The 10,697-nt window shown below is 71.9% G+C and carries 10 protein-coding genes; 4 read left to right on the forward strand and 6 right to left on the reverse strand.

Features of this window, described 5'->3' with window-relative positions:
• Positions 1 to 95 precede the first annotated feature (95 nt).
• The 3 genes from ACLB9X_RS28620 to ACLB9X_RS28630 form a co-directional block, all read right to left on the reverse strand.
• On the reverse strand, positions 96 to 1,139 hold the full coding sequence (locus tag ACLB9X_RS28620) for a zinc-dependent alcohol dehydrogenase family protein (protein ID WP_410363306.1): 1,044 nt from the start codon (positions 1,137 to 1,139) through the stop codon (positions 96 to 98).
• A complete protein-coding gene (locus tag ACLB9X_RS28625) occupies positions 1,099 to 2,490 on the reverse strand; it encodes an amino acid permease (RefSeq protein WP_410363307.1) in 1,392 nt (463 codons plus the stop codon). The genes ACLB9X_RS28620 and ACLB9X_RS28625 overlap by 41 nt, the downstream gene beginning before the upstream one ends.
• 78 nt (positions 2,491 to 2,568) lie before the next feature.
• Positions 2,569 to 4,650, reverse strand: coding sequence for an alkaline phosphatase family protein (locus ACLB9X_RS28630; protein ID WP_410363319.1), 2,082 nt, complete (start codon positions 4,648 to 4,650; stop codon positions 2,569 to 2,571).
• A gap of 261 nt (positions 4,651 to 4,911) precedes the next feature.
• Between ACLB9X_RS28630 and ACLB9X_RS28635 the strand changes: the two genes are divergently transcribed.
• Together ACLB9X_RS28635 and ACLB9X_RS28640 are read left to right on the forward strand one after the other, a co-directional pair.
• Positions 4,912 to 5,694 carry an MBL fold metallo-hydrolase gene (locus ACLB9X_RS28635; protein WP_410363308.1) on the forward strand — a complete coding sequence of 261 codons (783 nt, stop codon included), beginning with the start codon at positions 4,912 to 4,914 and terminating at the stop codon, positions 5,692 to 5,694.
• Positions 5,691 to 6,350, forward strand: a complete 660-nt coding sequence (locus tag ACLB9X_RS28640) for a DedA family protein (protein ID WP_410363309.1) — start codon at positions 5,691 to 5,693, stop codon at positions 6,348 to 6,350. The genes ACLB9X_RS28635 and ACLB9X_RS28640 overlap by 4 nt, the downstream gene beginning before the upstream one ends.
• Before the next feature lie 168 nt (positions 6,351 to 6,518).
• Here the strand turns inward: ACLB9X_RS28640 and ACLB9X_RS28645 are convergent, their stop codons facing one another.
• Both ACLB9X_RS28645 and ACLB9X_RS28650 read right to left on the reverse strand, forming a co-directional pair.
• Positions 6,519 to 6,713 carry a hypothetical protein gene (locus ACLB9X_RS28645; protein ID WP_410363310.1) on the reverse strand — a complete coding sequence of 65 codons (195 nt, stop codon included), beginning with the start codon at positions 6,711 to 6,713 and terminating at the stop codon, positions 6,519 to 6,521.
• Between the two features lie 170 nt (positions 6,714 to 6,883).
• Positions 6,884 to 7,432, reverse strand: a complete 549-nt coding sequence (locus ACLB9X_RS28650) for a DinB family protein (protein WP_410363311.1) — start codon at positions 7,430 to 7,432, stop codon at positions 6,884 to 6,886.
• A 202-nt stretch (positions 7,433 to 7,634) separates the two neighbouring features.
• Between ACLB9X_RS28650 and ACLB9X_RS28655 the strand changes: the two genes are divergently transcribed.
• On the forward strand, positions 7,635 to 8,540 hold the full coding sequence (locus ACLB9X_RS28655; RefSeq protein WP_410363312.1) for an aminoglycoside phosphotransferase family protein: 906 nt from the start codon (positions 7,635 to 7,637) through the stop codon (positions 8,538 to 8,540).
• Between the two features lie 723 nt (positions 8,541 to 9,263).
• Here ACLB9X_RS28655 and ACLB9X_RS28660 read toward each other — a convergent pair.
• Positions 9,264 to 9,434: a hypothetical protein gene (locus tag ACLB9X_RS28660; RefSeq protein ID WP_410363313.1), complete on the reverse strand. Its 171-nt coding sequence runs from the start codon at positions 9,432 to 9,434 to the stop codon at positions 9,264 to 9,266.
• Positions 9,435 to 9,593: 159 nt separating this feature from the next.
• Here ACLB9X_RS28660 and ACLB9X_RS28665 point away from each other — a divergent pair, with 159 nt between their 5' ends.
• The gene (locus ACLB9X_RS28665; protein ID WP_410363314.1) at positions 9,594 to 10,328 is read left to right on the forward strand and encodes a carbonic anhydrase; all 735 of its coding nucleotides are present in this window, start codon (positions 9,594 to 9,596) and stop codon (positions 10,326 to 10,328) included.
• Positions 10,329 to 10,697 lie beyond the last annotated feature (369 nt).

A 10,697-nucleotide genomic window follows, 5' to 3' on the forward strand; every position in this document is an offset into this window, starting at 1 on the left:
GTCCGGAGTCCGGGCGGAGTGCGCCGCCCGGACTCCGGTGACCTCAGACTGCCGTCCGGCCGCGGGAGCGTCGATTACGCCGGAGGTCATGCGCCTCAGGGCGCGGCGTGCGGGGTGATCACCGTGACTCCCGTGGCCGGCGCGGTGTCCAGCGCCATCAGTGCGTCGGGCACGGCGTCGAGGGTGATCTCGGCCGTCACGAGCAGGTCGGGGCGCAGCGCCCCGGAGGCGACCATCGCCATCATGGCGGGGTAGTCGTGCGCGGCCATGCCGTGGCTGCCGAGGATCGCGAGCTCCAGGGCGACGACGCGGTCCATGGGTACGTGGGCGCCCGAGGGAAGCAGGCCGACCTGGACGTGGCGGCCCTGACTGCGCAGGCTGCGAACCGAGTTCGCGCAGGTGACGGCCGCGCCGAGGGCGTCGAGCGAGAGGTGGGCGCCGCCGCCCGTGGCCTCGCGGACGGCTTCGGGGACGCCGGCGGGGAGCGCAGAGGCGTCGAGGGCCACCTCGGCTCCGAGGGTGCGGGCCATCCCCAGCGCTCCGGGCGACACGTCGACGGCGACGACGCGGGCCCCGGCCGCCGCGGCGATCATCACGGCGGACAGGCCGACTCCGCCGCAGCCGTGCACGGCCACCCACTCCCCCGGCCGTACGCGGCCCTGGCCGACGACCGCCCGGAAGGCGGTCGCGAACCGGCAGCCGAGGCTCGCGGCCGTGGCGTACGGCATGCCGTCGGGCAGGGCCACCAGGTTGGTGTCGGCGCGGTGGACGGGCACGTACTCGGCGAACGAGCCCCAGTGGGTGAAGCCGGGCTGTTCCTGGCGTTCGCAGACCTGCTGGGCGCCGCGGGAGCAGGCGGCGCAGCGGCCGCAGGCGCAGATGAACGGGACGGTGACGCGGTCGCCGGCCGACCAGCCGGTCACGCCGGAGCCCACGGCGGCGATCACGCCTGCCAGTTCGTGTCCGGGGACGTGCGGCAGGGCGATGTCGCTGTCGTGGCCCATCCAGCCGTGCCAGTCGCTGCGGCACAGTCCGGTCGCCTCGACCCTGACGACGACGCCGTCGGGCGCGGGGACAGGGTCGGGCACCTCCCGTACCTCAGGCCGCTTGCCGAACTCCTGGAACACGACGGCTCGCATCCGTTTCCTCTCCTCGCTGCCGGGCGGCCTTGATCCTTCGGGCCGACATCCAGGCGTACACCAGCACACCGGCGAACAGGAAGAGCACTCCCTGGTAGACGGCCGCGTACCCGGAGCCCGCGACCAGCCACAGGGAGAACCCGAACGCGGCGCAGGCCAGGACCGCGTCGCGGACCAGCCGGCCGCGGTGGACCCGCTCGGACTGTCCGGACAGCAGGAAGAAGATCTGCGCGGCGGTGGCGAGCAGATAGGGCACGGTGGCGGTGAACGTCGTGACGAGCACGAGGATCTCGAAGACGCCCTCGGAGCCCGCGGTGTAGTTGTAGACGGTCAGCAGGGAGGCGAGGACCACGGTGGCGAGGACGCCCGCGGTGGGCGCGCCGCGCCGCTTGGTCGCGAACACCTTGGGGAACAGGCCGTCCCGGGCCGCCGCGTAGGGGGTCTGGGCGCTGAGCAGGGTCCAGCCGTTGAGCGCGCCGACGATGGACACGAGCGCCGCGCAGGCGACGGCCGTGCCGCCCCAGGTGCCGCCGAACATGACGTCGACCGCGTCGGTGAACGGGGCCGTGGAGCCGACCAGGTTCGCCTGGCCGACGGTGCCGAAGACGGAGAGGGTGCCGAGCAGGTAGACGGCGGCGGCCGCCACGGTGCCGAGGACGGTGGCGCGGCCGACGTTGCGTTCGGGGTCGCGGACCTCGCCGGCACTGACGGCCGCGGACTCGACGCCGAGGTAGCTGAAGAGCAGGATCGCGGCGGAGGCGGAGAGCGCGCCGGCCATGCTGTCGTCGGTGGCGCGGAAGGGACCGAGCGCGTCGGCGTCGAAGAAGAACAGGCCGCCGACGGCGACGAGCAGCAGGGGCGCGAACTTCAGGACGGTGGCGACGAGTTGGACGGCCCCCACGTAGCGGGCGCCGGCCAGGTTGGCGAGGGCGGGCAGCCACTGGAGGGCGAGGGCGGCGGCGATCGTGGCGGCGAGGGAGTCGTGCACGGGGATCAGCACGTCGAGGTAGCCGACGCCGGCGACGGCGAGTGCCGCGTTGGAGACCCAGGAGGTGATCCAGTACGACCAGGCGGTCAGGAATCCGGCGAAGTCGCCGAAGGCCGCACGGGCGTAGACGTACGGGCCGCCGGTCTGCGGGTGGCGGCGGGCGAGCCCGCCGAAGACCAGCGCCAGGGCGATCGCGCCCAGGGTGAGCACGCCGAAGGCGACGAGGCTTATGGTGCCGTACGGGGCGACGGAGGCGGGAAGCAGGAAGATGCCGCCGCCGATGATGTTGCCCATGACCAGAGCGGTGGCGACCGGCAGCCCGAACCTGCGGGCGTGCCTGCTCTGTTCTTCGTGCTGGGTCATGGGGTGGGCAGCCTTCTTCCCGTACGCGGTGTTCCTGGGGACCGGGACATGGTCCGGTACGGGACGGGCTGGACAAAATCACATCTTTTCGTCCGACACAGAGCCCTCAACAACCGGAATTTCTTCTTCCGGATGGTGGTCCCGCCGGGAAAAGTCCGGCACACCCTGTGGACGGGCGGCGCGCGTCCCGATCGGGACCTGCGGGCCCTCGCACTCCCGCAGCCAGCGCCGGAGCACCCGGTGCACCTGCTCCGCACCGACGAGTTCGCGGCCGGGCGGGACCGGCGGCGACAGCTCCAGCGGGGACAGCAGGAACGCCTTCGACTGCTCCCCGCCGAGCCCCCCGTGCGAACCGATCTGCTCCTCGAAGGCGTGCACGACTCCGGTCCCCGGGTCGAACATCGAGTTGACCATGATGTCCGCGACGTGCGGGAACCCGTCGGTGCGCCGCACCGCGTCCACCGCGCCGGGCCCGAATGCGGCGAGCGGCCCGGCGTCGCCCTCCGTCAGGTCGGCGAGCGGCACGGCCACGCCGCCCGCGGCCAGCACCACCGACCCGTGCCGCTCACTGCGCACCAGCAGGAACCCGATGCCCGGGTGATCGGCGAGGGTCGGCAGCAGAGCGGGGTGGCGGCGCTGGATCTCCTCCCGGCTCACCCGGTGGGGCACGTCGGGGAACGAGATCAGCGCCAGATTGCCCGACGCGAGCACGACCGGGTCGGAGCCGGTCGCGGCCTGCTCCAGCTCGCCCTCCTCGTCCACGTCCCGGTGCAGGGCGGTGCGCAGCGCGTTCCGGGCGGCGTCGCGGGCCTCCGCCCCGCTCTTGGAGCGCTCGGCGCGGCGCCGTACGGGCAGCCCGCAGCCCGCGCGCACCAGGTCGCGCAGTGTCAGCCCGTACGCGTCCTCGAAGGTGCTCCCCGGGCTCTGGCCGTGGTCGGACAGCAGTACGACCCGGTAGCTACGGGGCGCGTGCTCGGCCACCTTGGCGATCAGGGCGAGCGACCGGTCCAGCCGCTCCAGCACCGCGTACGCGTCGCGGCTGTGCGGCCCGGAGTGGTGGGCCACCTCGTCGTAGCCGACCAGGTCGGCGTAGACGGCGGTGCGTCCGACGAGCATGTCGCCCATCACCGCGGCCACCACCACATCGCGTTCGACGACGGTGGCGAACGCGCGGATGAACGGGTAGAGCCCGCCGCGGCCGACCCTCGGCTCGTCACCGCGCAGCCGGGCGCGCGTCGACTCGCCGATCTCGCGGGCGACCTCGGCGACGAACGACACGGCGGTGCGGACCGCGTTCGCCGGATCGGAGAAGTACGCGAAGTAGCCGGCGCGCGAGCGGTTGGCACGCCCGCGGCGGGCCGCGACGGACAGGACCAGGGCGAGCTGGTCGGCGCCGCCGCTGAACAGGTTGCCGCGGCTCGCCCCGTCCACGGTCAGCAGCCCGCCGTCCGCGGTCCGCTCGACGGCGCGGCGCTGGAGCTCGGCCGCGCTCGCCGGGCGGTTGCTGACCACGATCCGGCGCCGGTCCTTCTCGTACCAGCGGAAGGCGGGCACGTCGTGGTTGGAGCCGTGCAGGATGCCGAGCTGGCTGGCACCGGTCTGGCTCGACCAGTCGGTGCGCCAGGGCGTGAGGCGGTGCGTGTCGGACAGCCAGCTCGCGACGGTGGGCATCACACCGCTCCGGGCCGCCCGCAGCAGCACGTCGTGGCCGACGCCGTCCAGCTGGACGAAGACCGTGCCGGGCGGCCGCGACCGCCCCGAGCCCTCGCCGCGCCGGCGGCTGCGGCGGTGGGCCAGGCGCGAGAGCCTGCGCCGGTAGGCGTTGTCGTCGCGGACGGCGAGCGCGGTGGAGGTCGTGGAGGCGACGGCGGACATGACGGCGGCCACGACGACGGCGGTCTCCGGGTTCGCGGTGCCGCGGCCGTCCGGGATCAGCCACAGGGCGATGAGCAGCAGCGAGCCGTTGAGGAAGAAGACGAGCAGGCCGAGCACGAGCGCGGGCACGAGCAGCAGGGCCCGGACGATCACCGGCCACACCAGGGCTCCGAGCAGGCCGAAGGCGCCCGCGCCCCAGCCGGCGGTGATCGCCGTGCGGGTGATGCTGTCACCGTCGGGGGACTGGAGCCGGAAGTCGGGCAGCAGACCGGCGAGCACCAGCATGGTCGCGGTCGACACGCTCCACACCACCACGACCCGGAAGACGGATCTTCCGGCAGTGCGCCACCGCCCTTCGACCACGCGCGCGTCACCTCACCCCTGGGAGCAGGACTCCAGCGTGTCACAGCGCGGTCCGCGGAGACGGCGGACCGCCGGGACCCAGCGCGCGGTCCGCAGAAGCGGCGGACCGCCGGACCCCCACGGAAGCGGCACGGGACAACTACCCTCGTACGGGTACGGGAAGCTGCTGCGAGGAGGCGTCGCGTGCCGGTGGAGATCACCTGGTGGGGTCATGCCACCTGCACGATCGAGGACTCGGGGGTCCGGGTGCTGACCGACCCGCTGCTCGTGCGGCGGCTGGCCCATCTGCGCAGGCGCCGGGGGCCGTTGCCGCCCGCCGAGGCCACCGTCGCCGATGCCGTGCTCGTCTCGCACCTGCACTCCGACCACCTCCACCTGCCCTCGCTCGCGCGGCTCGCCCCGGGGACGCGGCTGGTCGTGCCACGGGGGGCCGCTCGCTCGGTGCCGGGGCTGCGGCGGGTCGCGGCGGCGGCCGGCCTGCGCGTCACCGAGGTCGCGCCCGGCGACGAGGTGCGCGTCGACGCGCTGCGCATACGGGCCGTTCCCGCACTGCACGACGGACGCAGGCTGCCGGTGGGGCCGCACCGCTCCCCCGCGCTCGGCTACGTGGTCAGCGGCGAGGCCGACACGTACTTCGCCGGCGACACCGGTCTGTTCGACTCCATGGCCGCCGAGGTCGGCCCGGTGGACGTGGCGCTGCTTCCCGTCGGCGGCTGGGGCCCGTACCTCGGCCACGGCCATCTGGACGCGGGGCGCGCGGCGCAGGCGCTCGCCTCGCTCGCGCCGCGCGCCGCCGTGCCCGTGCACTACGGCACGTACTGGCCGATCGGGATGGACGGCATCCGGCCGCACGAGTTCTACGCGCCGGGCGACGAGTTCGTCCGCAAGGCCGCCCGGCTGGCGCCGGAGGTGGCCGTGCACCGGCTCGGGCACGGCGAGCGGGTCAGGCCGGAGGCCGGGCGGTGAGCCCGGGCCTGTCGGCGGCGGCAGCCCCGCTCGCGCTCTCCGCACCGCTGTTGCCGCCGGAGTCGACGCAGCAGGCGGTGGGCTACCCCTCATTGTTCCTGCTGGTGGCGCTCGGGGCGCTGGTGCCCGTGGTGCCGACCGGCGCGGTGGTCAGCTCGGCGGCGGTGGTGGCCGTCCATCAAACAGCCCCATTCGCCCTGCTGTTCGTGTTCCTGATCGCGTCACTGGCCGCCTTCGTCGGGGACGTGACGCTGTACTGGCTGGGCCGGCGCGGCGTGCGCTCGAAGAACGGCTCCCGCTGGCTCTCCGCCCTGCGCGAGCGCGCGGCCCCCGACCGGCTTGAGCAGGCGCAGGAGAAGCTGGCCCGGCACGGGGTGGCGGTGCTGGTGCTGTCGCGTCTGGTGCCGGCCGGGCGCATCCCCGTCATGCTGGCCTGCCTGCTGGCCCGGATGGGACTGCGCGGCTTCATGCGCGGCGATGCGCCCGCGTGCCTGGCGTGGGCGGCGACGTACGGGCTGATCGGCATCCTGGGCGGGTCGCTGTTCGCCGAGCCGTGGCAGGGCGTGCTCGCCGCCGTGGCCCTCACCGTACTGATCGGCGGGGTGCCCGGCCTGTGGCGCAGACTGCGCCGGCCGGGCACCCGCGGGGAGGCGTGAACGCGGGGAGGCGTGACGACCGCCGGCCGGCGTGAGCGCGGGGCGGCGTGACGACCGCCCGGCAGCATCGGCCGGCGCCGGGCAGCGCGCGCAGGTCCGCACGGGCGGCAGGCGCGCGGGACCGCCTGCCAGGGCTGTCGTGTGCCGGCCGGGGCGTCCCCGTCCTCCCTAGGCGGGACGGTCCCATCGCGCCTGCCCCTGCGTGACGGAGGTGAGCTCGACCTGCGGTGCATCGGGGGCGGACGCCGGTATGGCGACGGCGGGTGTCGCGACCACTGCTTCGGGTCCGGTCACGGCGACGGGGGCGGCGACGGCGGCGACGATGGCGAGGACGGCGGTGGCCCGCAGGGTCCACTTCAGCATGGTGAGTCTCCGAGTCTCGGCGAGTAATGGACATGCGCCTTGATCGTCGCTGCCTCTCCGATGTCGGGGCGTCGTCCAAAGGACGTGACCGCCTCCGCCACACGGCGGAGGCGGCGCGCAGTGGGGTGCCTTCCGTCAACGTGAACATCGACCCGACTTTCCTTGCCGGGTCACATCCCGGTGGACCCGTCGATGCATTCGCGCAGGAGATCGGCGTGGCCGTTGTGTCGTGCGTACTCGGCGATCATGTCCACCATGATCCTTCGCAGTGAGATCGGCTCGCCGGTCCTCTTGCGTATCCCTGTTTCATCCAGCGATGCGGCAGCGGCCGTGATCTGCCTGGAGTGCTCGCACTCCGACCGCCAGACGGCGAAGGCTTCGTCGACGTCACCTTCCAGGCTGTCGAAGTCCTGGTTGGGGTCATCGTCGGAGTAGTAGAGCATCGGAACGTTCTCGCCGGAGAACTGCATGCGGAACCACCAGCGCTCGACGCCGGCGAGATGGCGCACCATGCCATACAGGGTCAGGCCGGAGGGCGGCACCGCCCGTTCGGACAGCTGCTCCGGAGGCAGACCGGCGCACTTGAGCTCGAAGGTTGCCCGATGCCAGTCCAGGACGGCGCTCAGGATCTCCCTCTCGTCACCGACTGCGGGCGGGGTCGGGCGGGTGTCGTTGTTCCACCTTGGTGCAACGTGCTTGGGGGCGGCTGCGTCGGTCATCGTCTGCCTTCCTGGCCGGGACGGCCGAGTCTGACAGGCACCACTGACATCGGGCCTGACCTGCGGATTTGCTTGACGTCGATGATGGGGAAGCAGTGCGGCGGTGGCGTCGCCTTGTTTCGCCCTCGTGAGTTGCGAGGCTCCGAGGAGGGGCCTTCCGGAGAGCGAGAGCCGCCCCCTCCGCCCAGTACTCTGGCTTCGCATGACCGACTCCGAGATCGAAATGATCACCGCAGACCTGGTCCACGACCTGCTGAAGGATCAGCATCCGGACCTTGCAGGGCTGGCCATCCGTGAGGTAGCGGGCGGATGGGACAACCAACAGTGGCGTCTGGGAGACGAGTTGGCCGTGCGCATGCCCCGCACAGAACGTGCCCCGGATCTCCAGCGCAAGGAGCGCCGATGGCTGCCCGTCCTGGCCCGGCGCCTGCCGCTCCCGGTCCCGAGCCCTGTGCGGATCGGTGCACCTTCCGCACGCTTCCCGAAGCCCTGGACCATCATGACGTGGGTCCCCGGCGAGCCGCTGGACCACACATCGATCAGCCGCGGCGACCACGCGGCTGACACTCTGGCGGGCTTCCTCAGGGCGCTCCACGCAGAGGCGCCCGCCGAGGCGCCGACCAGTTCGGACCGCGGCGCTCACCCCAAGAAGTGCACGGAGGGCTTCGACCACTTCTTTCAAGCCGTTGCACTCGGAGACACCGCCGACGAGGTCCGGGCCGTTTGGGAAGATGCCGTCGCGGCTCCCGAGTGGGAGAGGCCGCCGGTATGGGTGCATGGCGACCTTCATCCCGCGAATGTCGTCGTCTCGGACGGCACGCTGTCGGGCGTGATCGACTTCGGTGACATGTTCGCCGGCGATCCGGCGTGGGATCTCGCGGCCGCATGGGTGGTCCTTCCCGCGGGCGCCGCCTCACGGTTCTTCGACACGTACGAGCATGCGGACGAGGGAACGATCCGGCGCGCCCGCGGACTGGCCGCTCTGAAAAGCCTGTTTCTCATGCTGATGGGCCAGAACGGAGACCGGGGCCTTCCTGGAGGACAGCCGACTTGGGGGCCTGCAGGCCGGGCGGCCCTCGATCGTGTCCTGAGAGGCGGTTTGATGTAGACACGGAGCGACGAGCCCAACTGGCTGTTCCCTGTCCCGTCCGCGTGATCGGTGGGATCCGGACAAGGGGAACGCGGCCGACCGGCCGGTTGCGCCGGCCCGGGTACGACCAGTGCTGTGACCGGGAACGTTCGCCGGGGTCAGCTCGATCAGTCCGGTCGTGCTGCTTCCCACCTCCATGAGGTTTGGCGAGGGAGGCCGTCGAGTTCTCCGCGGCCGGTGCACCAGAGGAGTACCTGAGTGGGATCTCCGGGCGGGGCGGCGGGGAAGAGCCGGTTGAGTACTGCTGCACTCAGCGGTGCTGGTGGCAGCCAGTCCACGGACAGTCCCTGCGTGATGTCGTAGGTGTGCAGCAGGGTTTCGGCGACGCCCATCGCGGCGAACCCTTCGGGGTCGCACGGGCCCCAGTGCCAGGCCCTCAGGGCCGGGTTGGCTGTGGCCAGGGCGCTGCTGAGCAGTCCGCCGCAGGCGGTGACGGCCTGGAGTACTTCGGCCGGCCGGCGAGGCTTTGGGGCGAACGTTCAGGTCGATGGGAAGGTAGGCGTCGGCGGGCTGTGCCGCCAGCTGCCCTGCGTAGGCCAGCAGGTCGTGGCCGATGTGGGCTGCTGTTTGCCAGCAGGTCCATTCGAGCGGCCCCGCCGGCATCGTCCAGTCCTCGGCGGTATGGGGGCCGAGCACCCACAGCATCTCTGCCACAGCGGCGTCGACGTCCTGATGGTCCATTCAGGGCTCCTCGCGGTGCGCGTGGTGGGACTGGGTGGCTTTGTTCGCGAGTTTCCGACAGCGGTTGTTCATCGTCTCGGGAGGCACCCGGATCGGGTCGAGGTTGATGTTCACGAGAACGGACAGCACCCGGCAGTCGGCACTCCACTCGGGCAGGGCGGGTCTCGGCATCAGGGGTTCACGCCGCCGCTGGAGCCGGTTCTGTGGGCCGTCTGCGGCAATGTAGCCCACGCCCGCTTGCGCCTGCTGCGAGGGCAGCCACACCACGCTGGACCATTGGCCTGGTCAAGACACAGGGACATGTCTGAGCGGCATCGAGGGGAACGACCGATGGACAGAGCCGCACGTCTGGATCGTAGATCGCTGCTTGCCGGCGGACTTGTGGGCGCCACGGTCGCGCTTGCGGGGTGTTCATCGACGAGGGCCGCCTCGTCGGCGACCAGCCCTTCGCCGGAAGCGCGGCCCACCACGCCCGCCGCGGCATTCACGAGACTGATGGAAGGCAACAAGCGCTGGGTGAGCGGAGACCTGCAACACCCCGACCGTGATCCGGACCGGCGTCAGTTCGTAGCCCAGGAGCAGAAGCCTTTCGGATCGATCCTCTCGTGCATTGACTCCCGAGTGCCGCCCGAACTCCTCTTCGACACCGGACTGGGTGACCTCTACGTGATGCGCACGGGCGGGGAGGCGGCCGGCCCAGTGGTCACTGGTTCTGTCGAGTACGGGCCCATGACGAGTGGCACCCCGCTCGTCGTGGTCCTCGGGCATCAGCGCTGCGGCGCCGTCGAAGCGGCGTACAAGTCCATCCATGACGGCAAACCGCTGCCCGGCAACCTGCAGGCGATCACCAAGGCTCTGCAGCCGGCATACGAGCAGGCAGCCCGGGAAGGCGGCGCCGACCCGGTCGAGACCATGGCCCGCGCCCAGGTGAAGCTGACAGCGACCGATCTGCGCTCCAACCAGGACCTCGCCCCACTCGTGGGAAAGGGCGCCCTCGCCGTGGTCGGCGCCTACTACTCGCTCGACACCGGCGAAGTGGAAGTCTTGACCGGCGCGCCCTCCTGAACCGGCCGGACGAGTCGAACGGGCCGGACCGCTCCCCGAGACGCCCCGAATCAGCTGACAGCCAACAAGCGGCCGACTGCCTCCCGAACCGCTGTCCAAGTGCCCCCGGCGCAGGATCTGCTGCAGCTTCTGCCCTTCCTGATCGGTCGGTCTGCGCACCTGCACAGGCTCGGCCACCACACTTCCAGCGATGGAACCGACGTCCCCGCCCGTCCAACCGCCCCAATTTCCCGGTCACAGAACTAGTGTGATGCGCCCGAAATCCTGAGGGTTATTCCTGCTTGGCTGTGTCGGTGGTGGTCCTGACCTTGGCGAGGTAGCCGGCGAGCGAGTTGAGGATCTCGTCGGCGGTCTTCATCCAGGTGAAGG

Origin of the sequence: Streptomyces sp. 5K101 (assembly GCF_046506645.1) — a bacterium.
Taxonomy (GTDB): Bacteria; Actinomycetota; Actinomycetes; order Streptomycetales; family Streptomycetaceae; genus Streptomyces.

Bases quoted from the DNA above. Each gene is read 5' to 3' on its own strand.
- ACLB9X_RS28645 (WP_410363310.1), bottom strand. From the start codon at position 6,713: ATGCTGAAGTGGACCCTGCGGGCCACCGCCGTCCTCGCCATCGTCGCC.
- ACLB9X_RS28630 (WP_410363319.1), bottom strand. From the start codon at position 4,650: ATGCTGGTGCTCGCCGGTCTGCTGCCCGACTTCCGGCTCCAGTCCCCC.
- ACLB9X_RS28665 (WP_410363314.1), top strand. From the start codon at position 9,594: ATGGACAGAGCCGCACGTCTGGATCGTAGATCGCTGCTTGCCGGCGGA.
- ACLB9X_RS28620 (WP_410363306.1), bottom strand. From the start codon at position 1,139: ATGCGAGCCGTCGTGTTCCAGGAGTTCGGCAAGCGGCCTGAGGTACGG.
- ACLB9X_RS28625 (WP_410363307.1), bottom strand. From the start codon at position 2,490: ATGACCCAGCACGAAGAACAGAGCAGGCACGCCCGCAGGTTCGGGCTG.
- ACLB9X_RS28655 (WP_410363312.1), top strand. From the start codon at position 7,635: ATGACCGACTCCGAGATCGAAATGATCACCGCAGACCTGGTCCACGAC.
- ACLB9X_RS28660 (WP_410363313.1), bottom strand. From the start codon at position 9,434: ATGCCGAGACCCGCCCTGCCCGAGTGGAGTGCCGACTGCCGGGTGCTG.
- ACLB9X_RS28650 (WP_410363311.1), bottom strand. From the start codon at position 7,432: ATGACCGACGCAGCCGCCCCCAAGCACGTTGCACCAAGGTGGAACAAC.